Here is a 22,288-nt window from a genome sequence, read left to right as displayed (position 1 = left end):
GATATCGTTAAAGACGTCAGAGTAGAATGTCTTATTCAAGTTGTTTACGGCATTGAGTGCTTGACAAATATAAAAAAATGCGCTGCATGCTGCAAACTACTTATAATAAATATTGTAACTGATTACCAAATAGGTCTTAATTGAAAATTTTCATATTATTGAAAAACCACCATATTTCAAAAACAAAAACCCCGGAAGACCTAAATCCTCCGGGGCTTTAATATTATTCAGAAACTAAAAGCTAATCGCCAAAAGCCAACTGCTAAAACCTACAAATCAATTGCTTCACCGTAAGCAGCCTCAGTAGCTCCTTTCAAAGCCTCAGACATGGTTGGGTGCGGGTGAATTGAACGCATAATTTCGTGTGCAGTTGTTTCCAGTTTACGGGCAACTACAACCTCAGCGATCATTTCAGTTACGTTTGTACCAATCATGTGTGCTCCAAGGAACTCACCATATTTAGCATCAAAAATAACTTTTACGAAACCATCCGTAGCACCGGCAGCCGTAGCTTTCCCAGACGCTTTGAATGGGAATTTACCCACTTTGATATCGTAACCAGCTTCTTTCGCTTTTTTCTCAGTGAAACCAACAGAAGCAATTTCAGGCTGGCAATACGTACAGCCCGGAATGTTTCCATAATCCAAAGCTTCTGTTTTGTGGCCTGCAATTTTCTCTGCGCAGATGATACCTTCCGCCGTTGCAACGTGTGCCAAAGCAGGGCCAGGCGTACAGTCACCGATTGCGTAGAAACCTGGAACATTGGTTTCGTACCATTCGTTAACTGAAATTTTGCCCTTATCTGTTTTAATACCTGTTTCTTCCAAACCGATATTTTCAAGGTTTGAAACAATACCAGCCGCTGAAAGAACTACGTCTACTTCGAAAGTTTTTTCTCCATCTGGTGTTTTAACAGTCACTTTGCAACCGTTTCCGCTAGTATCAACTTTTTCAACAGAAGAATTTACATACGTATCAACACCTAGTTTTTTGTATTGTTTGGCAATTTCTTTCGAAATGTCTTCGTCTTCTACCGGAACAAGATTTGGAAGAAATTCAACCACAGTAACTTTCGTTCCCATCGTTGCATATACGTAAGCAAATTCCATCCCGATTGCGCCAGAACCTACAACCAAAAGACTTTTTGGCTGCGTTTCAAGACTCATTGCTTTACGGTATTCAATTACTTTCGTACCGTCAATTTTGATGTTCGGCAATTCACGGGCACGGGCTCCTGTTGCGATCACAACACCTTTACCAGCTGTGTAATCCGTTTTTTTACCGTCCTTATCAGTAACTTCAACTGTTTTTACACCTTTCACTTTACCAGTTCCCATGATGACGTCGATTTTATTCTTCTTCATCAAAAAGGCAACTCCTTTGCTCATGCTGTCTGCAACACCACGGCTACGTTTGATAACGCCTCCGAAATCAGCAGAATATTCTCCTACGTTAATTCCGTAGTCTTTCGCATGTTTAATGTATTCAAATACCTGGGCACTCTTAAGAAGGGCTTTGGTTGGAATACAGCCCCAGTTAAGGCAAATTCCACCTAAAAGTTCTTTTTCTACAATTGCTACTTTCAATCCCAATTGTGAAGCACGAATAGCTGCCGGATATCCTCCAGGACCGCTGCCTACCACAATCACGTCATACGTTTGAGCCATTTTCTAGTATTTTTATTTGAAAGAAATGGGTTGACAAAAATTTCATGCAAAGGTACGATGATTTGCCGGAAACACTACATCTAAACAGTTACGTATTTATGTGAAACTGACACTAATCCTGAATTGTTATACCTTTGCATTGATGGTAACAATATTCTATAATAATTGGAGCCAAAAAACTCAATAAATTTTCCATCTAAAAATTCAAAAAATTCAATGACACTTGATCAATTGAAAGACTTGAAGGCCCGTGTAGAGGCTTTGGGGAGGTATCTTTGACTACGCTAACCGAAAAAAACAGCTAGACGACCTTGAACAACAAACTTCTCAACCGGAATTCTGGGGCGACTCGGAACGGGCTGAGAAAACAATGAAGGAAATTCGCGGACTTAAATTCTGGACCACAGGATTTGAAGATCTTTCAAGATTACGCGACGACCTGGATACGATCTGGGAATTTTATGACGCAAGCGAAGCTACCGAAGAAGAGGTAGACGAAGAAGGCAAAAAGCTGGAAGCGAAGCTTGACGAAATTGAATTCCGTAAAATGATGGGCGAAGAAGGCGACGAACTTCCGGCCGTTATTGAAATTAACTCCGGTGCCGGTGGTACTGAATCGCAGGACTGGGCATCGATGCTCATGCGGATGTACATCATGTGGGCAGAAAAAAATGGCTACAAAGTACGTGAGGTAGATTTGCAGGATGGTGATGTGGCTGGTATCAAATCAGTAACATTAGAGATTTCCGGTGAATATGCTTATGGAAATTTGAAGTCGGAAAATGGCGTTCATCGCCTGGTCCGGATTTCACCGTTTGATTCAAATGCCCGTCGCCATACTTCATTTACTTCGGTTTATGTTTACCCATTGGCAGATGATACCATCGAAATCGATGTCAATCTTGCTGACATTACCTGGGATACGTATCGTTCTGGTGGTGCAGGTGGACAAAATGTGAATAAGGTGGAAACGGCAGTTCGTCTGCATCATAAACCTTCGGGCATTGTGATTGCTTGCCAACAGGAACGTTCTCAGCTGATGAACAAAGAAGTTGCAATTCGTTTATTAAAATCCCGTCTTTATCAGGCAGAACTGGAAAAACGTAATGCAGCCCGTGCAGAGGTGGAAGCTTCCAAACGTAAAATCGAATGGGGTTCCCAGATCCGGAGTTATGTATTGGATGACCGTCGTGTGAAAGACCATCGCACAGACCATCAGACTTCTAATACAGATGCTGTTTTAAATGGAGAGATTAATGATTTCATTAAAGCGTATTTGATGGAGTATTAAGCAATATTGAATTTGAAGAAAACCTCCGGACATTATTCAGAAGTGGATTTGTTCGGAGGTTTTTTTTATATTTATGAAAAAAAACTATGACTGGTATCCGATATATAACCAATGAAAAAGGTCAGAAGACCGATCTCATTATTTCCTTAGAGGAGCACGGACAGATTGTAGAAGATATATTGGACGCTCTTCTTGTAGAAGAAAGAAAGAAAGAAGACTCTATGTCTTTGGATAAATTTGTTCAGGAATTAACGGCGGAGGGTAAATTCGATGCCTAAAATTTATGAAGTAATTGTTACTAGTTCTGCTCAAAAAGAAATACGTAAGCTTCAAAAAATAGAAGTTCAAAGAATAATTCCTGCTATTCAATTATTATCCGTCGATCCACGTCCTCCGGGTTGTAAAAAATTAACCTCTGCATCCAATATATATAGAATTCGAATCGGAAATTATCGCGTCCTGTATTCAATTTACGACGTTATAAAGATTGTGGAAGTTTCCGGTGTAAGGCATCGCAGAGACGCTTATGAGTGAAAATGAAATTCTTCATCATCATAAACTCGGCCACGGCCCAAAAATCCTTCTCGCCTTCCACGGCATTGGCCAAACCGGTTTAGCCTGCTTTCAATCTTTCTCCGATCTTTTAGGAGACCATTACACAATCTACGCGTTCGATTTATTCTTTCACGGTCAAAACAAAGGAATCCACGGTGATGACTCATTTTCAGATCAGGATATTATTACCAAAACATTATGGAAAACATTGGTTTCTGAATTTTTGAAAGACAATCAGATTGGCCGTTTTGATATCGCAGCTTTCAGTATGGGAGGAAGATTTGCGTTAGCCACTTTGGAGGAATTTTCATCACAGATTGATAATGCTTTTTTAATTGCACCGGACGGAGTTTCCGAACATCCACTTTATACGCTGGCTTCCCGCTTCTGGCCAACACGGAAACTTTTCCATTGGGTACTTCAAAATCCTGATGTTTTAATTAAATCAGCCTATATGTTCGAAAAACTTGGACTTATCCACAAAAGCCTGATCCGTTTTACACAATTCATGATCGACGACCCCAAACGACAGGAAACGATTTATCGCTCCTGGCTAGCTTTCCGGATGTTAAAATTTGATATATCTGCGGTTTATAAAAAACTTAAAGGAACGAAGGTTTACTTGTTTATCGGGAAATATGATAAGCTATTGAAAGCAAAAGATGTGAAGGAATTATCTGCGCTTCTTACGGAAGAGCAATACTTTTTGATTGCTGCGGGGCATGGAAATTTGGTTGAGAAGGCGGCCCAAATTATTCAGAAATTAGTTTGAGCACTAACACCGATTTGCGATTTGCAATCGGTGTTTCATTTTGTAGCGTTTGTAACGCTGGAAAAATAAACGTAAATCCTACAAATACCTAACCCCTTTCATGGTCGCAACCCCTCTCCGATAAGAATAAAATTTAAGCTTCGTTCTTCCCGAAGATGTTACTATAATCGCATCAGCACCGCACTCGCAGGCTTTATTTTTAGCATTTTCTATGGCTGCTTCGGCTGTTCTTTTATTCCAGATGGAGTTGCCTGTTTTGCTATCAAGCGAACAGATTACTTCAAACTTTCTTTTTACTTCACTTTCATTATTAAATACTTCCAGGTCACAGTTTTGAGATTTGGGTGAATTTTTGGATAATTTCTCTACTTTAACCGAAGCACAGGAAGATAAAATAAATAACAATAAAATCAGTTTAGTATAATTTTTCATTTGAGAAGGGTTTGATATTTGAATTGATAAAAAATAGATAATTCCGGTAAATTCAATCCTTGTTCGGAAATTTAACAAAAAATAAATTGAATACAACAGTACTAGAAACCGCACTGAAAATCGCCAGCCAAAATCCAATTTCCTTCGGATCATAGCTCCACGAGGTTCTCGGTGTAAACATCAATGCGAGCGCGTGAATTACCGTCAACACGATTGAAACATTTCGGATCTTTTTGTTGGCAAAAATTTTCATGAATAGTTTTATCCTGAATTCTGCTTTCAGTTTCAAAAGATAGGAAATTTCTTTGGGTTGGACTTACACATCTCCTGATAGTAACATTTTCAACATCCCTGTATAACGTCTCCCCAAAATCTTCTATCTTTAAGAACTCCCGTTTTTCCCTGAAATTCTTTAATTTAAATGACAGAAACAAATACCTCCGAGACACTTCCACATAAAGACGATACCAGCTGGCGACTAAAAGCTATTATGGGCGGTTCAATCGGCAATTTGGTTGAATGGTACGACTGGTATGCTTACTCAGCTTTCTCGCTCTATTTCGCCGGAACATTTTTTCCCGGCTCCAACCCCACCGTGCAACTTATAAATACCGCAGGAATTTTTGCCGTTGGATTTTTGATGCGACCGATTGGTGGTTATATTTTTGGAAAACTGGCGGATACAAAAGGCAGAAAAGAAGCGATGACGTTATCCGTTTTACTCATGTCATTTGGCTCTTTATTAATAGCATTTTTGCCCGGATATAGCACGATCGGCATTGCGGCGCCTATTTTACTTTTAGTCGCCAGATTATTACAAGGATTGAGTGTCGGCGGAGAATACGGAACTTCGGCCACATATTTAAGCGAAGTTGCAACCAAAGAAAGACGTGGATTTTATTCCAGTTTTCAATATGTTACCTTAATCGGCGGACAATTAATTGCACTTGGTTTACAATTAATCCTGCAAAGAATATTTTTAACCGACCAACAAATGCACGAATGGGGATGGCGGATTCCTTTTGTCATCGGTGCCATACTATCGTTAATCGCACTTTATTTGCGGAGCAACTTGCATGAAACAGAAGCTTTCAGAAATAAAAGTACTTCTACCGTCAAAAAAGAAGGATCGATAAAAGAGCTGTTAAAGCATCCAAAAGCACTTTCAGTGGTTGTGGGATTAACACTCGGCGGAACTTTGGCATTTTATACCTACACCACTTACATGCAGAAATTCTTGGTCAATACAGTTGGATTAACCAAAGGCCAGTCAACGACTTTAACATTTTGCTCGCTCCTTATTTTCGCATTGTTACAACCAGTTTTTGGAGCTTTAAGCGATAAAGTCGGTAGAAGACCGTTATTGATCGGATTTGGAGTTTTAGGAACATTATGCACGGTTCCTTTGCTGACTACTTTGAGCCATACCTCAACACAGTGGGGCGCATTCGGTTTATTGATGGGAGCGCTGATTATTGTCAGTGGTTATACATCCATTAACGCGGTAGTAAAAGCGGAATTATTTCCGGTTGAAGTTCGTGCGCTCGGTGTTGGATTACCTTATTCAATAACCGTCGCTATTTTTGGCGGAACGGCTGAATATCTGGCACTTTGGTTTAAAAATGCGGGCCACGAAAGTTATTATTACTGGTACGTAACGGTGTGTATATTGATTTCTCTGACGGTTTATATTACCATGAAGGATACCAAACATACTTCGCTTATCGAACATTAATAATCCGACGTATAGTTCAAGTTACAAAACTGCACTTTTCAAATTAAAAAGATAATTTATCTATTGACTTCGTGTTTGTAATTTTATAACTTTCTGAAAATCAAAACATTCTGACAGTTATGGAAACAATAAACCGGATTGAACGCTGGGGTGATACTCATCACCCGGCTTGGATGGATGTAGTTCGTATTGGCCTGGGCGTACTTTTGTTTGTAAAGGGTATCAGTTTTATCAGCGACACCGCCCGGCTCTCACACCTGATCAGTAATATGGATTTTCATCTGTATTCTGTGATGGCCGTTCACTATGTGGCTTTTGCGCATATTTTCGGTGGATTTTTAATTGCACTCGGATGCCTTACCCGAACAGCATCTATCTTTCAAATCCCGATTTTGATCGCTGCCGTATTCATGGTAAACCTGAGAACAGGTTTTTCCTATTTCAATTCTGAATTGTGGCTGTCAGCTATCACGCTTATTCTCGTTATAACTTTTACGGTCATCGGATCAGGAAAATTCTCGATGGACGAATGGATGAAAAATCACGATAATTAACATTGTGACTTCGGCGGTCGGCTTTCGGCGGTCAGACCATTGAAACAACAATATTGTTGCTTAAAGACAGCCTAAGAGAAAACAGTCGGTTAAATTTCTGTTTTTCTTAGGCTGTTTTCTTTTATCAAAATCTATTCACACTTTCCGTAACTCTCCCCACTTCCTTTTTTGCTTTGAACAAATACTTCCTTTTGTATTCCAAAGGCGTCATATCTGTTACGTTTTTGAAATGTCGGTAAAAATTTGAAATGTTATTAAATCCACATTCAAAACAAATTACTTCAATCGTCTGCCTGTCTTCAATTAAAAAACGACACGCATGACTGATACGAATCTCGACAAGAAAATCATTGTACGTTTTCTTCGTCATCAGTTTGAAATAACGGCAAAAAGACGTCACGCCAAGATTCGCGATCGCAGCAACTTCCTGCAAAGTAATAGGATTTTTATAGTTTGATAAAGTATAGGCATACACTTTATTCAAGCGAAGTGTTTCCGAATCGTTGGATTTATAAAATGCGTGGGCAGAAGTAATTGTTTCAGTTTCATTGGTCTCGGCCAGTATTTTCAGAATTGTTAACAGGGCAATTAGCCGGTCCAGATTTTGCATCGTCACGGCTGAACGCATTAATGCAATAACTTCTTCTTTCGCTTTTCCATTAACAACAAGCCCTTTTTTTGCCTTTTCAAAAAGTTTTGGAATAAGATAAGCTTCGGGAAGATTCAGCAGATCAGCACCAAGACAATCAGGCAAAAAATGGATAATGATGACCTCAACAGCCGAACTTCCACCTCCGCCTTCAACCCGCCAGGTATGCGGCAGGTTTTCTCCCAAAAGAATTAATTCCCCATCCGAGAAATTGCTGATATCATCGCCAATAAAACGCACTCCATGCCCTTTGATCAGAAAATGCAATTCTAGTTCAGGATGATAATGCCAGACGGTACCAAAGCTGGATTCCTGCTCATGCCTTATGCTGAACGAGTTTTGGGATTTTATCGGAACCTTATGAAAATGAGGTTTCATGGTAGTAAATTGAATCAGGACGATATCTGCTATGTCCTACTGTTTTCAACCTAATAAGTACCAATCACATCATTTCTATTCCCTGAAATCTTAAAAGAAAATTTAGCAACCGGCTATCAGCTGTCGGCAATCAGTCCCGATTTAATTTCGAGCATCAAACCGAATGCCAATAGCCGACTGCTGATGGCGGATTTAATATGGTTTTGACAAACCCTGGATCAGCCAGACTCTTGAATAATGATGGTCTTTACTTTGTCCGGTAGGGACATAATTTGTTGGGACCAGCTTATCAATTGCTGCTTTATAATTAACCTGATATTTAGGATCAGCATTTGCAACCGGATACATATAACGGATAGGCAAAGCAGGACCAAACTGCGCTACTGCTCCTGTTTTTAAAGCCGGAAATCCTGTACGCCTCCAGTCAAACCAGGATTGAATACCAAACCATGAAGAAATCCATTTTTGCTCTATAATACGTTCCTGCTTATTGGTGGCTCCTGTATAAGAAACCGTAGGCTGAGCATAATAATTATCAAAATTAAACGTCGTCGAAGTAAATACACCCGCCTTGGTCATGGAAGCGCGGATAGCATTTTTGTAATGCGTTTCAGGATCACTTACTCCAAACCCACCCAGCAAGGCCGCTTCGGAAATAATAAATTCTACCTCATCATACGTCATCAAATCCATGGTAGCATAAGGATCTGTATTTTTCCGATAGCGGTCATGAATGTAGGAAATGTACGGATTACGTTCATTAGGATAAGTTGCTGCGTCATTTCCTTTATTATATGCAATCGCCGAGGTAATTGACATACCAATAGGAAGACCAACATACAAAGATGTATCAGCGCTTGCCGCCGTAGAAGGCACATACGCGACAGAGTAACTTTCTCCAAACTGATTGACAACCGTTTTCGTCGTTACGGCTGTGACTTTGGAATCCCATTTTCTTAAAACCGGTGCAATCCAGCGTTCAAGTCTCGGATCTTTAAGCGTAATCAGCTTATCCACAAATGGTTTTCCCGGTTTCAACAAATAATTTGGATTTGCTGAATTTAAAAGACCACCCGGATTAGAATTGTCGCCCGTTGTTCCAATAAAACTCATTACCGCATTGTCGGCTGTGCTTGCAAAAGCAGCTGCACTGGCCTGTGTAAATTCTGTTTCCAGATTGATACCAAGCGCACTCATTTCTGCTTTTTTATCGGCAAGTCTCAGGCAATAACGCAGGCGTAAAGAATTGGCAAGTTTTTTCCATTTTGCCCCGTCACCTTTATACAGTACATCAGACGTTGCACTAATGGCATCTTTTGCTTCCAGACTGCTTAGCAGATCACTGGCCGTTTTTAAGTCCGTAAGAATTCCTTTGTAAACATCTGCCTGGGCATCATATTTTGGAAAATAATCTCCTGAACTAGCCTGCAATGCATCAGCATAAGGAATATCCCCATACAAATCCGCCATAAGCCCGAAAACCAGGGATTTCATTGTAAGCGAAATTGCCTGAAAAAAACGATTATTATCCCGAACACCATTGTCATAAATAATTTTATTATTCCGGAGTACATCAAAAACGCCTGCACCGGAGGCGCTGATCCAGCCTTCCTGAACCCATGCATATTGATTTATAATCGCTGCGCCTTCGTTAGTACCCGCCTGCATATATTGCATGGTCGCACCGATCTTGGATCCATCCTTTCCCAGCGTATAAACAATTTTCCCTGTGTTGGTAAGAACGTAAGTCAAAATATAATTTGACGAAACATTTTCCGCAGCATTAGGATTAACATTCGTTTCAGTCAGATCCTGGCATGAAGTCGTGACAAGACATAACGTTGTAAAAAGGGCAATGTATATCGATTTTATAGCTTTCATTTTGTATTTCAGTTTAAAAATCAACATTCAGTTTAAATCCTAATGAACCGGTGAAAGGCATGATATTGTAATATTCTATACCCTGTGTCCAGCTACCCGACGTACTGTTTTGTTGAAAAGCTTTTTCAGGATCAAATCCTTTAATTCCAGCTTTTGTCCACATATATAAATTGTTACCAACAATAGCAACCGAAGCATTTTGTACTCTAAACTTATTGACAAAGGCTCTTGGCAAACGATAACTGATAGAAACTTCACGAAGCTTTACATACGTTGCACTGTACATATTCCGGTTCGGGAACGGACGGTTAGCATAACGATAGGCACTGAAAGGATCCAGCCATTTACTTCCAGGGCCACCCAGGTTTTCAGTATAAACCGTTTCTCCGGCTGCATTTTTTGTAGCAAATACACCTGGTTCCAAACTTGCATCCTGAACTCTGACTTTCGATTCTGTACTTCCTTCCGGCCAGGCCATACCATGATATTCGGCGTTTCTACCTCCTACCCAGTTACCCAGATATTTGTCAGGATTAGCCTTAATCTGATCAGACAAACTTTGTGAGGCGTCGTATGGAACTCCGGTCAATGTTGTTTCTCTCTGACCGTTGTTGCCAAGGAACATCATGGTGTTAGAGTAAAAAGATCCGCCCTGACGCCAGTCGATGTTGGCAAACAATGTGAAATTTTTATACGTCACAGTCGGTTGAAAACCCATCAGGAACTTGTTATTAAAATTCCCGATTTTCCTGATCTTCGTTATGTCCGTATTATTTTGGTAAAGACCACCAGCCGTTACAATCGGATAGTTGTAGTAGGATGAACTCTGATCTGTAACTTTAAGTATCGGCTGCTCATAAATATCACCAATTTGTCCGCCCGTGTAAGTCCGCACCATAGCGCCACCACTTTCATTGGTTGCAAAATACGTGATCCCGTCAGCCAGTTCTCTGATATAAGCTCTGTTCCGGCTCAACGTAACATTCAAATCAAAAGTAACATTTTCGGTTTTAACAGGCGTCGTCATAATGCCCAGCTCAAATCCTTTACTTTGAACCAAACCTGCATTAATCAGCTTGCTCGTTGCCCCGGATTCGTCCGGTACAGAAATCCCAAGAATCTGGTTTTTGTTTTTTCTATCATAATAAGTTGCTTCCAGACCCAGACGGTTTTTCAAGAATTTCACATCAAGACCTACTTCCATTGAAGTCGCAATTTCCGGTTTCAGGTTTGCATTTTTCAAAGTTCCTGCCATATACATTCTCTTGGCAGTTCCCCAATCCGCAGCAGTTGCATACGTCTGGATAAGATTGTAAGGCGCAACGTCATTACCAACCTGCGCATAACCCGCTCTTACTTTTGCAAAACTCATCCAGCTTGGCAAATTTACCATTTCCGAGATCAGAACACTTAAAGAAGCAGAAGGATAGAAGTAAGAATTGTTTCCTTTTGGAAGCGTACTTGTCCAGTCGTTACGAGCGGTCAAATCCAGGTAAACCATTTCCTTAAATCCTAACGAAGCAGATCCATAAGCTCCATAAAGCAATTTTTTTGTCAGCCCGCTTGAATACGTTACAGTTCCCGGAGCACCATTTGCAATATTGTACAAACCAGGTACTACCAATGAACCCGCGTTGTTTTCCAAAGAACGACCGTATTGTTCCAGACGGTTACCTCCGGCCATAGCGTTCAAACTCCAATTTGGTCCCAGATTTTTCTTGTACGCAACGATCAGATCCAGATTGGTTTCCTTCGTGAAGGTATTTTTAATATTGTAAGCGCCATTCACATATTCAAAGTTGTTGAAAGCTTTTTTTGCTTCAAACAATTCATTATATGCGTCTCTTGCATAACGTGCAGTGACAGAAAATTCCTTACTTAGATTATAATCCAGCTGAATTTTGCTCACCGTTCTGTCGCGTTTGAAACCGGTCGGGTTTTCATGCACGAGATAAAAAGGGTTATTCTGCTTATCCTTGTATTTCCGTTGTGCTATGCCTTCCTGGCCTGGCAACCAGTAATCTCTCAAATCATTAATATCCACTTGCGCTCCTGTTTCATAGATACTTCGAACAGGATCATTACGCGAAGCGTCAATCAAAGGCCTGTTATCAGAGCCGGACTCTGTGATGTTCAGGTTGAAAGTCGCCTTTAATTTATCCGTAATATTATAAGCCGTGTTAAGCGCAACAGTCAAACGGGAAAGATTCATCGTTGGGATAATTCCTTTATTGGTCATGTTACCAACCGACAATCTGAAATTTCCTTTGTCATAATTTCCATTTACCGAAACGTTGTTGGTGTTGGTCACACCTGTTTGAAAAAAATCCTTGAAACGGTCACGATGTGAAATCAACGGCGTTTTTACACCATATGTATTCCATTGTGCCCAAAGTTCACCTTTATCCAATGCCGCGCCCCAGCTTTCATTTTCCTGTTCTTCCAAAACATGAGCTCCTGTTTTTCCTGAACCGAATTTATTCTGAACTTGAATATATTGAAGTGGAATTTCAAAAGTTACCGCCGTATTTAAAGAAACGCCGATCCCTTTTTTCCCGGCTGCGCCGGATTTGGTTGTGATCAAAACCACACCATTTCCCGCTCTTGATCCATACAATGCAGCTGCACTTGCTCCTTTTAAAATAGAAACATTTGCAATATCATTCGGGTTGATATCCGAAATCGCGTTTCCCATATCAGCACCGCCGAATCCGTTTCCCAGTTTGTTAGCTACCGGCACACCGTCAATTACAAAAAGCGGCTGATTGTCACCATTCAAAGAACTTGCTCCGCGAATAATCATACTCACAGACGAACCAACACCGCCACCCATTTGTGAAATTTGCACACCAGCTACTTTTCCAGCCATTGCGTTCAACACATTATTCTGCGGAGTTTGTGTTAATGCGGTTCCCTCTATACTTCCGACGGAATAACCCAGGGAGCGCTTTTCTCTTTTAATACCCAAAGCGGTAACCACAGCTTCCTTCAAGGTTTCAACACTTTCAACCAGTGAAATATCAATAACACTTTGTTTTAACACAGGAACTTCCTGAGGAATGAAACCGATGTAGGAAAAAATCAAAATCGGATTATCGCCCGTAACATCAATAGAATAAGCGCCGGAAACATCGGTTGTTGTCCCAACTTGCGAGCCTTTCAAAAGTACATTTACCCCGGGCATAACAGTACCGTCTTTTGCAGCAATGACTTTCCCGTTAATTTTCATCAACGATTTCCTGGCATCAGGACTTGCCAAAAACTGGCTTTCTATAATATTAGAAGAAAGGGGAATTGGGGCAAGCACAATTTGCTTTCCAATAATCCTGTACTTGATTTTCAAGGGAATTAACAGATTATCCAGGACGTCGGCTAGCCGCTCATTTGTTATTTCCAGAGAATATTTTTTTGCACCGGAAACCAGTTTCGGACGATAGGTGAATTTGACATCCGCCTGTTTTTCCAGACTGTTTAAAATACCAATCACATTCTGGTTTTCTACTTTTAAGCTAACTTTCCGGTTAAGCAGATCTTGCGAATCTATTATACGGGCGAAGGAAACACTGGCAAAAATCACCGCAATGCAAGCCTGTAAAAGCATAATTTGCGTGAGATGATATAAGATTTTGGGAAAACGTAGATCTTTTTTCATTAGCTTCGATTTGTTCCTGATTTGAGAAAAGCAATAACAATCCTTTCATCCACTTTGGAATGGATGTCATTTTAAAGAGCATAAAAGGAAATCATGAGCCCGAACAACAGCATGTTGCTGAACTTTTTTCAAGTAAAAAAATTATTTATTCATACTCGGGCGGGTTATATAGTTTTGTGGGTTAAGATTAATCAGTTGCATTTTTTACCATCAATAATGACGTCGGTACCAACTATCCTATAATTCGCTTCAACAGCTTCACATATAATATCCAGTCGCTCAAACAAGGTTTCGCTACCCAGGGAAGTTGTTAGCCGGCAATTCGCAAAAAGCTCTTTGTCAAATACAAGTTTCACTCCGTAAACCTTTTCCAGCGCCTCAAAAATATCAGGCAGCGGCGCGTTGGCAAAGGTGCGTTCCAACAATTCTTCCCGGGAAACAATAATCACAGGCTTGTCAATCAGGGAACGGTTTAACGTTTCGTCTTTTCTGGAAAAAACTGCTTTCTGGTTTGGAATCAGTACTACTTCTTTATTTTTCGAATCAATTTTTCCAAAATCCTGATTGGCAAAAACAAATACTCTTCCCGTCCTGACCGAGACTATTACCTCTTTATTTTCTTCAAATGCATTGATACGAAAACTTGTCCCTAAAACTTTTGTAACCAACTCATTAGCATACACGATGAAGGGTTTAGCTGGATTTTTTGTCACATTAAAGAAAGCTTCTCCCGACAAAAAAACCTTTCTTTCTTTACCCTCAAAATTATTTATATAGCTAATTCTGCTATTCTTTTCCAGTGTTACTATACTTTGATCGGGCAGCGTTATATTAACCGGTCCAGAAGTTGTGTTGACAACTTCCTTCAAAGGAATTTCTGCTTTTTCAACCAGTTTCGAATAGGTTCCTGCTTTTATTTTTGCAGGTTGATAATTCAGCCAAAGCAAGCCAGCGACCAAAATTACGGAAGCAGCCGCCAGCCATTTTCTCCAGCCTATATGAAATATAGGTCTGCCATGTATTGGCTCATCCGGCATGGAAGATTCTATTTTCTGCCAAATATCATTGACATCTTCCTCATCAAAAGACATTTGTGATGCTATTGAAAGCTGCAAAACAATCTCCCTGGCCTGATCAAGAATATCATGCTGGACAGGATACATTCTCAAAAATTCATTCCAAAACAAATCTTCCTCCGGGTCAGAAAACTTCACCCAATTGATGAATTTCTCTTCCTTTACAAAATCCTCAACAGAATATCCGGCGAATTTTTTAAACATATCATTTGCTTATCTAACCCCTAAATCAGAAGAATAAAGATTTGTACTCATTTTTTGAAAAAAAATTTTCAAAAAAATTGAAACCAAAAAATAAGTGAATTCTTTCGCTGCAAACGAGGAAAATAGATTCAAAAAAGAATTAATACAAGAAGGAAAGAATAAAAGGAAAGGACCAGCCGGCCATCTCAATTGTAATACGCAGCTGGCTGATGGCTCTATGCAGGAGATTTCTCACCGACTGATTATTGAGCTTCATCAGATTTTCGATTTCTTCCAAACTGAAATCATCATGATAGCGAAGCTGAATAACTTCCTGCTGTCTTTTTGAAAGTTTCCCGATCGCTTTCTGCAAGCGGATAATTTGTTCGGACTCCGTTTCCTTGGCCATAAGCACCTGTTCAACAGAAAAGTCCCCAATGATATTTTCAAGAATACTTTCTGCCGTTTGAGGCTGAGTATCCTGTTTTTCAATGTTTTTGATAATGCGGTTGCGGAGCGAACGGAAGAGATAATATTTTATAGAATCTGTTTCCGAAATATTTTCCCGGTGCAGCCACAAATGAAGAAACAAATCCTGTATACTATCTTTTATAAGCTGGCGGTTGGACGTGATCCGGTAGCCATAAGACAACAAATCATTGATATAAATATTGTAGATTCTGGCAAATGCATCCCGGTTACCTTCTCGGAAGGTATTCCACAAAAGCATATCTGAGCCCGAATTATCCACAGTTAAATATAATTATTATAATTTATATTTAAATAACCATATCAAATAAAATTATCTAAATCATGTCACCCGATGTAAATTAACCTCTAAAAATGAGGTTAACAGGCGTTATTGACATTATATAATTGTTAATTATGAAATGGCCAAACGGGATTGGCGGCGCAAAATTTCTTTTGCCTTGATTAACTGGTTCTTAACTGTATTGGTAGAGATGTTCATAAAACTTGCAATCTCCTTATAGGATTTTCCTTCTTCTATATTAAGCTTCAAAATTTGCTTTCTTCTCTCAGAAAGTAACTCAACGGCTCCCATAAGAAATTTGATTCTGGCCTCCTTATCTTCGCCATCTTCGTCATGCAAAATAGTCATTCTGTCTACATATTGCTGGCGTAATTGCTGGTCTTTTTCAAATTTTTTGAACTGATCAAAAATCTGGTTTCGCAAGCTGACAAACAAATAGGCCTGAAAACTATGCTCCGGTTTTATTTGAATTCGGCGGTCCCAAATTTTGGCAAATACATCCTGAGTAACGTTTTCAGCCTCTTCCTCATCTTTGAGTAAAGTTGTACAAAATTTCAGCGCCGGAGAACGAAAATGCGTATAAAGCATTGAAAAAGCCGCTTCATCTCCCTGTGTTACGCGGTAAAGGATTTGTTCATTAGGAAAGTTCATAGGATTCAGGAATTTTTTGGTCCGTATTATTTCACAAGATATTCGGTAAAATTGCTTGTAATGCCCAATTCATTTTGAAGTTTTTCAATCACTATAAGCAATTGATCCATTTCAGTTTTCAGTTCTTCTGTAAGTTCTTCAACTTCTCTCCTCGTGTAAGTTGAGATCGGAAATCCACGTTTTTGCAGACTGTATTTCGCGATTGTCGGATAAGCCAAATGCACAAGTTCCATCGAATCAAGAAAAAACTGCTGTACTTTTTTTACATCTTCCTCACGTTCAGGATCATTGAAATATTTACAGATCCACACGATCAATTCAGGATAAATATTTCCCTGTATGCAGGAAAGTCCCGCCGCACCTGCTTTCAAAGATGATACCGCATTCACCATGTAGGCATCATAAAGCCCAAACTGGTATCCTTCTGCAACATTAATTCTGCGTTTTACTTCTTCATCATCCAGACAGGTGTCTTTGTGATAAATTACTCTTCCTGTTTCAACCAGTTCTTTAAGTATCGTACTCGGAATCAATCTCTTATAGGGAACCGGACATTCGTAAAAACCTAACGGAATATTATCCGTCAAACTGATCAGTTCTTTTGCATTTTTCAGAAATATCTCATCTGATTCATTTTCATCAGCTATAAGCCCGGAAATTACGATCACCGCTTCAACTCCGGTAGCATATATACGTTTAACAAATTCAGCCTGTTCATCAATTGGTCCGCCGAAAGTTCCTGTTGCCACAACCGGGACTCTGCCTGCGACCTGATCAACAACCGTTTTTGTAACATCAATCCTTTCCTGTTCGCTCAATTCATACATTTCGCTCGAAAGACAGGTTGCAAAAAGCCCTGCGGAGCCAGCATTCAGGTAAAATTCAGTCAGTGTTTTCAGTCCTTCATAATCAACTGCTCCGGTTTTAAGAAACGGAGTTAACATTACAGGAATAAATCCTTGCGGCAAAGATGTAGTTTTTGCGGTCATACCAATTTTAAAAATCTATTAGTGTCAGGGTAACTTTACCGGTCCCTCTTTACCGGATCGTATGTTCAGGTCAGGATATAATTCCGACTTTTGTATTTGCTATTATATACTCGTGTGATCTGCCAATGCTTCTTTTTCAATTTCTATTGGTTTTCCTTTCAATCTTGTCAAAAGTAAACCTCCAAGAAAAATAGTCAGCGTACCCACAACCATCACCATATTCTGATGAAGCGGGTTTCGTAAATAAGCGTATTCATCCGGCAGTTGTTTTGAAAATGTCATCCAGACGATGACCACAATACCAATTAGCGTAGCCGTAAGCGCTTCGGCATTTTTTGTGTTTCTTGAAATAATTCCCAAAAGAAATAATCCCAGCATACCACCGGCAAAGATTCCAGAAAGCAGCCACCAGACGTCTAGTACGCTTTTTACACCAATCATCGCGATACCAGTAACCATTCCGAGAAGACCAAAACCTGTGGTTGCAATGTACAGCAATGTCATCGATTGTTTCGAAGTCATTTCCGGTTTGATATAACGCTGATAAATATCAACCATGAAAACCGTAGCAGAAGCATTCATACCTGAACTGATCGTACTCATGGCCGCAGACATAATAGCTGCAATAATAAGTCCCAAAAGTCCCACAGGCACTTTGTTGACCATGAAATGTGGCATCACTTTATCACCAATATCTGCGGCACTTAATGTCGATGCAAGTTTTTGAAGTGCTTCCGGCGTACCGTTCGGCAAACGTTCAACTGCCACCTGCATTTGAACCGCATGAAGCAGATCGGGATTGCTTTGGTAATAAGCGAACAAACAAGATCCAAGAACGAAGAACATCAGCGAGACCGGCAGATACAAATAAACGCATAACCAGATAGAACCCGCCGCTTCTTTAATTGACGTTGTGGTATGATAGCGCTGCACATAATTCTGATCCATACCGAAATTGTTAAGATTCATAAAAAAACCATACAACAGAACGACCCAAAACGATGACTGAGTGAAATCAGGGGCAAAACTTCCTAAACTGAATTTATCGTCTACTTTTCCTATATCAATAATTTTTGAAACGCCGCCCTCCATTCCGGATACTACCAGATATAGAATGACAATTGCTCCAACTGTTTTTACAACGCCCTGCACAACTTCCGTCCAGATTACTGCTTCCATTCCACCCATTACGGTATACAATACAATACAAATCCCAACTACGATCATAATCGTAGCCATTGGATAACCTGTTAATGCCTGTAAACTAAGTGCAATTCCAAAAAAGATTGAACCCATTCTTGCAAGCTGAGTCAGTAAAAAACAGGCAACTGCATAGGTTCTGGCCCAAGGACCGAAACGTTCTTCCAAATGTGTATATGCGGAGACGGTTCCGGTATTTCTATAAAACGGTATAAAAAACTTGGTAGCCACCCAGGCTGCCAGCGGCATTGATAAACTAAAAACAAAAGAATTCCAATTGCTCCCAAAGGCTTTACCCGGAACTCCTAGGAAGGTGTTACTGCTGAGAAAGGTGGCATAAATGGAAATACCAATGGCCCAGCCAGGGATTTTTCCGGAAGCTTTGGTAAACTGATCTGCGGTTGTGTTTTTGCGGGAAAAATAAATACCTACGGCCACCATCCCAACCAGATAGCTTATAACGATAATCAGATCTATAACGGGTAAGGATTTCATTCTACTTTATTAAGAAGTATAACTTAATTGCAAATAAACAGGATTACATTCATGTATTTATGTGGTTTTATATCCTTTTATTATACGATCTTATCATACAAAATAATTTAATATAGAAAAGCCTGTCAAGATATCAATCCTTCTTATCCTTAAACAGATATCCAATCCCGACGGTTGAAATAATGATCAGCGAAAGCAGCAGAATTTTTGTCCCCAATCCTTCATTTGGATGTTCCAGCAAATAACGGATTTCCTGCGCTTCCCTTCCCGCCCAAACCGCCAGAACTGTTCGCGGAATCATTCCCAGCGTCCCGCCTGCAAGTACCTGAGGTAACTTTGCACCGACTACGTTAAAAAATAAATTAGTAATCGTAAATGGTAGAACAGGAGAAAGTTTTGCAAAGAAAATCAGCCGGAACTGGTTGGCCTTAAATTTTCGAATGAGCGATTCAATTTCAGGATAAATCTGCACCAGATAGATCCGGATGGATTCTGCATTGAAAAAATCTGCCAGTATATAAAGAAGCGCAATGGCTCCGAGATTTAGTAAAAACAAAAACGGAATTGCGTACCATCCTAAAAAATAACCAAAAACCAGTGCGAGGAATGTTGGCGGTGTGAGCGCAATCGCTGAGGTAAGAGTTAATCCAATCGTTACCAGCATCCAGGTTCCGTAAGACCAGCTTCGCAATAATTCTTCATGTGCCACAGCGGAGGCTGTCAGCAGAGACGTCGTGACTAATGGAACAACAGTGAGTAAAACGCTTACGACAAGAGGTAAAGGAAGTTTTTTTACTAATGGATTCGCCAAAAGAAGATATTTTTAGTCAATACAATAATTTCAGTTATCAAATTAACCACTTCTTTCTCTAAAAGGTTTTTCCGGAAGGTTATCTTTGGTCTTTTACTACAAATTCGAAGATTGACGCTAACTATTTTTCTATGAAATTCGCGACCAAAGCTATACATGCAGGTGTTGAACCTGACCCAACAACAGGTGCGATTATGACACCGATTTACCAGACTTCAACTTATGTTCAGGAAAGTCCGGGAAAACATAAAGGGTATGAATATTCCCGCACGCACAATCCTACGCGTACCGCTTTGCAAAATGCACTGGCAGCTTTGGAAAATGGTAAACATGGAATTTGCTATGCGTCGGGCCTGGCTGCAACGGATGCCGTTTTGAAATTATTCCGCCCCGGTGATGAAATTATCGCCACGAATGATATTTATGGAGGCACGTACCGGATTATGAAAAAAATCTACGAGCCGTTCGGTTTGGTTTTTCATTTTGTTGATATGCGTGATATCAAGGAAATCGAAAAAGTAATTTCGGAAAAAACGAAAATGATCTGGGTTGAAACGCCAACGAATCCTTTGTTGAAGATTATTGACATTGAAGCGGTAACCCATGTTTGTAAACAAAAAGGAATCCTGAGCGTGGTGGATAATACCTTTGCTTCACCATATCTGCAAAATCCGTTGGATCAGGGAGCGGATATTGTCATGCATTCGGTGACCAAATATCTTGGCGGACATTCCGATACGGTTATGGGCGCGCTTATTGTCAATGATGACGAGCTGGCAAAACAGCTGGCTTTTATCCAGAATGCAAGTGGCGCGGTTCCAGGGCCTCAGGATTGCTTTCTGGTTTTACGAGGAATAAAAACGTTACATATAAGGATGCAGCGGCATTGTGAAAATGCGAAAGTAGTTTCTATGTGGCTCGAAGATCACCCGAAAGTTGGAAAAGTATATTATCCGGGACTTCCTTCACACGAAGGGCACCTTTTGGCAACACGACAAATGCGTGGATATGGCGGAATTGTTTCCTTTGAACTAAAAGGAGACAATTATGAGCAAGCTATTCGTGTGATGGAAAGTCTGGAAGTATTTTCTTTGGGCGAATCATTGGGCGGTGTGGAATCTCTTTGCACGCATCCCGCGAGTATGACACATGCTAGCATTCCAAAGGAAGAACGGGAAAAAACGGGATTAAAAGACACACTCATCCGCCTTAGTGTGGGAATAGAAGATGTTGAGGATTTAATAGAAGATCTGGCGCAGGCAATTGGTTAAGTTTTCAATTCTATTTTGCATTCCAAAGGCAAAACCATTACTTTTGATCTCTACATTATAGCAAAACAACAAACAAGTTATTCATGGAATTAACAGGAACTGTCATCGCTTTACTCCCTGAAGTGTCTGGTCAGGGTAAAAATGGAACATGGCGGAAGCAGGAATTTATTCTTGAAATCCCTTCGCAGTATCCAAAAAAAGTATGCATTTCATTGTGGGGTGACAAAATCGATCAGGCTGGTTTACAGATAAATGACGCTGTAACAGCATCTATCGACGTTGAAAGCCGCGAATATAACAATCGCTGGTATACAGAAATAAAAGCATGGAAAGTTGACAAAGCCGGAAGCGCAGGCGGCGGCGGAGCATCTTTTAGCGGTGGTAGCAACAATAGTACTTTTCCTCCGGTAACAACTTTTACAGAAGACGAATCTGACGATTTGCCATTCTAAAAATATATTAGCAGTCCACCGTCGCGATGAGAGAATTCGTCAATGAGTCAATGGTATTCTATCGTCCTCATTACTGAGGTTATTGTCATCATTCTTTCAACGCGTCGGCGGACTGCTTTTTATTAATTCATTGGGCTGATTATGCCATCGCTACCGTAAAATGATCAAACACTTCGTGCGGATGAACTTCCAAAACATTGGCAAGAACGAGCATCACCAGCGTATTAGAAGCCATTTTTCTTGGAATCCCAGCCGCTGCCGCAAATAATTCAACCGTTACGGTCTGTTTTTCATCCAGAAGTTTCATCAGCTTTTCTTCCTTATCACCGTACTGAAATCGTACATCCCGTTTAAAACGGCCACGACGCATAATTTCACGCATTTCCCTGCTAGCCTGAATGGATTTATCCGCCACGCGAACGTATGCCTTTTTCATCCCGGCGGAATCCACAACATAATGCGGCTTATCAAGACTTCGTGGAATGGTCAAAACCAGAACTTCACGTTCCGTATCGACAGGAATTCTTTCTAAACGATAATCAAGTTTGGGGAAACAATAGGTGTCAATAGCTTTTACGAGGGTGTATTCGTCTTCAAACGAGTCTTTTAATCCTTTGATAGTCCGGTCGTCCCCAACACCGACGAAGAGTTTTCCACCCCCCGAATTAGCGAAGGCAACAAGCTCGCGGACAATTTTTTCCGGATGATTGGATTTCAATTTGAATTCCACATGATCACCCTCACCTCTTCTGACCAACTCTTTAAGCAATCGTAGTTCCATCAATTGGTCTGGATAGATACTTAACTATGAAAATAATTGGG

At 40.3% G+C, this 22,288-nt stretch carries 21 protein-coding genes; 8 read left to right on the top strand and 13 right to left on the bottom strand.

Annotated features, from left to right (window positions below):
* Window positions 1-269: 269 nt before the first annotated feature.
* A complete protein-coding gene (gene lpdA, locus FZF08_RS10540; protein WP_159468605.1) occupies window positions 270-1,667 on the bottom strand; it encodes a dihydrolipoyl dehydrogenase in 1,398 nt (465 codons plus the stop codon).
* Between the two features lie 216 nt (window positions 1,668-1,883).
* On the opposite strand from lpdA, the gene prfB reads away from it, so the two are divergent.
* From prfB to FZF08_RS10520, 4 genes are all read left to right on the top strand, one after another.
* A protein-coding gene (prfB, locus tag FZF08_RS10535) for a peptide chain release factor 2 (protein WP_159468604.1) occupies window positions 1,884-2,958 on the top strand; the annotation gives its coding sequence in 2 pieces (ribosomal slippage) (window positions 1,884-1,943 and window positions 1,945-2,958; 1,074 coding nt in all).
* An 86-nt stretch (window positions 2,959-3,044) separates the two neighbouring features.
* Window positions 3,045-3,236, top strand: a complete 192-nt coding sequence (locus FZF08_RS10530) for a hypothetical protein (protein WP_159468603.1) — start codon at window positions 3,045-3,047, stop codon at window positions 3,234-3,236.
* Entirely contained in the window at window positions 3,229-3,492 is a 264-nt protein-coding gene (locus FZF08_RS10525) for a type II toxin-antitoxin system RelE/ParE family toxin (protein WP_159468602.1), read from the top strand. Before FZF08_RS10530 ends, FZF08_RS10525 begins: the two co-directional genes overlap by 8 nt.
* Complete coding sequence (locus FZF08_RS10520; protein WP_159468601.1) at window positions 3,485-4,285, top strand: alpha/beta fold hydrolase; 801 nt, start codon at window positions 3,485-3,487, stop codon at window positions 4,283-4,285. The genes FZF08_RS10525 and FZF08_RS10520 overlap by 8 nt, the downstream gene beginning before the upstream one ends.
* A gap of 78 nt (window positions 4,286-4,363) precedes the next feature.
* Here FZF08_RS10520 and FZF08_RS10515 read toward each other — a convergent pair whose 3' ends face one another.
* Both FZF08_RS10515 and FZF08_RS10510 read right to left on the bottom strand, forming a co-directional pair.
* Window positions 4,364-4,717, bottom strand: coding sequence for a hypothetical protein (locus FZF08_RS10515; RefSeq protein ID WP_159468600.1), 354 nt, complete (start codon window positions 4,715-4,717; stop codon window positions 4,364-4,366).
* A 52-nt stretch (window positions 4,718-4,769) separates the two neighbouring features.
* Window positions 4,770-4,970 carry a hypothetical protein gene (locus tag FZF08_RS10510; protein WP_159468599.1) on the bottom strand — a complete coding sequence of 67 codons (201 nt, stop codon included), beginning with the start codon at window positions 4,968-4,970 and terminating at the stop codon, window positions 4,770-4,772.
* Between the two features lie 168 nt (window positions 4,971-5,138).
* Here FZF08_RS10510 and FZF08_RS10505 point away from each other — a divergent pair, with 168 nt between their 5' ends.
* The gene (locus FZF08_RS10505; RefSeq protein WP_159468598.1) at window positions 5,139-6,452 is read left to right on the top strand and encodes an MFS transporter; all 1,314 of its coding nucleotides are present in this window, start codon (window positions 5,139-5,141) and stop codon (window positions 6,450-6,452) included.
* A 119-nt stretch (window positions 6,453-6,571) separates the two neighbouring features.
* Entirely contained in the window at window positions 6,572-7,006 is a 435-nt protein-coding gene (locus tag FZF08_RS10500) for a DoxX family protein (RefSeq protein WP_159468597.1), read from the top strand.
* 124 nt (window positions 7,007-7,130) lie between these two features.
* On the opposite strand, the gene FZF08_RS10495 is transcribed toward FZF08_RS10500, so the two are convergent.
* The 9 genes from FZF08_RS10495 to FZF08_RS10455 form a co-directional block, all read right to left on the bottom strand.
* Window positions 7,131-8,033, bottom strand: a complete 903-nt coding sequence (locus FZF08_RS10495) for an AraC family transcriptional regulator (protein WP_159468596.1) — start codon at window positions 8,031-8,033, stop codon at window positions 7,131-7,133.
* A gap of 192 nt (window positions 8,034-8,225) precedes the next feature.
* Window positions 8,226-9,914, bottom strand: a complete 1,689-nt coding sequence (locus FZF08_RS10490; RefSeq protein ID WP_159468595.1) for a SusD/RagB family nutrient-binding outer membrane lipoprotein — start codon at window positions 9,912-9,914, stop codon at window positions 8,226-8,228.
* Between the two features lie 13 nt (window positions 9,915-9,927).
* Window positions 9,928-13,566 carry a SusC/RagA family TonB-linked outer membrane protein gene (locus FZF08_RS10485; protein WP_159468594.1) on the bottom strand — a complete coding sequence of 1,213 codons (3,639 nt, stop codon included), beginning with the start codon at window positions 13,564-13,566 and terminating at the stop codon, window positions 9,928-9,930.
* A 191-nt stretch (window positions 13,567-13,757) separates the two neighbouring features.
* On the bottom strand, window positions 13,758-14,846 hold the full coding sequence (locus tag FZF08_RS10480) for a FecR family protein (RefSeq protein ID WP_159468593.1): 1,089 nt from the start codon (window positions 14,844-14,846) through the stop codon (window positions 13,758-13,760).
* A 139-nt stretch (window positions 14,847-14,985) separates the two neighbouring features.
* Window positions 14,986-15,576, bottom strand: a complete 591-nt coding sequence (locus tag FZF08_RS10475; protein ID WP_159468592.1) for an RNA polymerase sigma factor — start codon at window positions 15,574-15,576, stop codon at window positions 14,986-14,988.
* A gap of 132 nt (window positions 15,577-15,708) precedes the next feature.
* Window positions 15,709-16,248: an RNA polymerase sigma factor gene (locus FZF08_RS10470; RefSeq protein WP_159468591.1), complete on the bottom strand. Its 540-nt coding sequence runs from the start codon at window positions 16,246-16,248 to the stop codon at window positions 15,709-15,711.
* A 26-nt stretch (window positions 16,249-16,274) separates the two neighbouring features.
* A complete protein-coding gene (locus FZF08_RS10465) occupies window positions 16,275-17,237 on the bottom strand; it encodes a dihydrodipicolinate synthase family protein (RefSeq protein WP_159468590.1) in 963 nt (320 codons plus the stop codon).
* Between the two features lie 102 nt (window positions 17,238-17,339).
* Window positions 17,340-18,932 (bottom strand): sodium:solute symporter, encoded by a 1,593-nt coding sequence (locus FZF08_RS10460; protein WP_159468589.1) that lies wholly within the window; start codon window positions 18,930-18,932, stop codon window positions 17,340-17,342.
* Between the two features lie 133 nt (window positions 18,933-19,065).
* Window positions 19,066-19,743: a TVP38/TMEM64 family protein gene (locus tag FZF08_RS10455; RefSeq protein WP_159468588.1), complete on the bottom strand. Its 678-nt coding sequence runs from the start codon at window positions 19,741-19,743 to the stop codon at window positions 19,066-19,068.
* A gap of 110 nt (window positions 19,744-19,853) precedes the next feature.
* On the opposite strand from FZF08_RS10455, the gene FZF08_RS10450 reads away from it, so the two are divergent.
* Entirely contained in the window at window positions 19,854-21,014 is a 1,161-nt protein-coding gene (locus tag FZF08_RS10450; RefSeq protein WP_255463533.1) for a cystathionine gamma-synthase, read from the top strand.
* Window positions 21,015-21,097: 83 nt separating this feature from the next.
* Window positions 21,098-21,466: a DUF3127 domain-containing protein gene (locus FZF08_RS10445; RefSeq protein ID WP_159468586.1), complete on the top strand. Its 369-nt coding sequence runs from the start codon at window positions 21,098-21,100 to the stop codon at window positions 21,464-21,466.
* A gap of 139 nt (window positions 21,467-21,605) precedes the next feature.
* On the opposite strand, the gene FZF08_RS10440 is transcribed toward FZF08_RS10445, so the two are convergent.
* Window positions 21,606-22,247 carry a helix-turn-helix domain-containing protein gene (locus FZF08_RS10440; RefSeq protein WP_159468585.1) on the bottom strand — a complete coding sequence of 214 codons (642 nt, stop codon included), beginning with the start codon at window positions 22,245-22,247 and terminating at the stop codon, window positions 21,606-21,608.
* Window positions 22,248-22,288: the final 41 nt, after the last annotated feature.

Source organism: Dyadobacter sp. 3J3, assembly GCF_009801115.1.
Taxonomy (GTDB): domain Bacteria; phylum Bacteroidota; class Bacteroidia; order Cytophagales; family Spirosomataceae; genus Dyadobacter.
The sequence above is the reverse complement of the archived record's forward strand: the minus strand, read 5'-3'. Positions and strand labels throughout refer to the sequence as shown.

Coding starts and splice junctions, on each gene's coding strand:
- FZF08_RS10520 (WP_159468601.1), top strand. CDS start 3,485: ATGAGTGAAAATGAAATTCTTCATCATCATAAACTCGGCCACGGCCCA.
- FZF08_RS10460 (WP_159468589.1), bottom strand. CDS start 18,932: ATGAAATCCTTACCCGTTATAGATCTGATTATCGTTATAAGCTATCTG.
- FZF08_RS10495 (WP_159468596.1), bottom strand. CDS start 8,033: ATGAAACCTCATTTTCATAAGGTTCCGATAAAATCCCAAAACTCGTTC.
- FZF08_RS10510 (WP_159468599.1), bottom strand. CDS start 4,970: ATGAAAATTTTTGCCAACAAAAAGATCCGAAATGTTTCAATCGTGTTG.
- FZF08_RS10465 (WP_159468590.1), bottom strand. CDS start 17,237: ATGACCGCAAAAACTACATCTTTGCCGCAAGGATTTATTCCTGTAATG.
- FZF08_RS10440 (WP_159468585.1), bottom strand. CDS start 22,247: ATGGAACTACGATTGCTTAAAGAGTTGGTCAGAAGAGGTGAGGGTGAT.
- FZF08_RS10485 (WP_159468594.1), bottom strand. CDS start 13,566: ATGAAAAAAGATCTACGTTTTCCCAAAATCTTATATCATCTCACGCAA.
- FZF08_RS10470 (WP_159468591.1), bottom strand. CDS start 16,248: ATGAACTTTCCTAATGAACAAATCCTTTACCGCGTAACACAGGGAGAT.
- FZF08_RS10480 (WP_159468593.1), bottom strand. CDS start 14,846: ATGTTTAAAAAATTCGCCGGATATTCTGTTGAGGATTTTGTAAAGGAA.
- FZF08_RS10500 (WP_159468597.1), top strand. CDS start 6,572: ATGGAAACAATAAACCGGATTGAACGCTGGGGTGATACTCATCACCCG.
- FZF08_RS10505 (WP_159468598.1), top strand. CDS start 5,139: ATGACAGAAACAAATACCTCCGAGACACTTCCACATAAAGACGATACC.
- FZF08_RS10515 (WP_159468600.1), bottom strand. CDS start 4,717: ATGAAAAATTATACTAAACTGATTTTATTGTTATTTATTTTATCTTCC.
- lpdA (WP_159468605.1), bottom strand. CDS start 1,667: ATGGCTCAAACGTATGACGTGATTGTGGTAGGCAGCGGTCCTGGAGGA.
- FZF08_RS10530 (WP_159468603.1), top strand. CDS start 3,045: ATGACTGGTATCCGATATATAACCAATGAAAAAGGTCAGAAGACCGAT.
- FZF08_RS10525 (WP_159468602.1), top strand. CDS start 3,229: ATGCCTAAAATTTATGAAGTAATTGTTACTAGTTCTGCTCAAAAAGAA.
- FZF08_RS10490 (WP_159468595.1), bottom strand. CDS start 9,914: ATGAAAGCTATAAAATCGATATACATTGCCCTTTTTACAACGTTATGT.
- FZF08_RS10445 (WP_159468586.1), top strand. CDS start 21,098: ATGGAATTAACAGGAACTGTCATCGCTTTACTCCCTGAAGTGTCTGGT.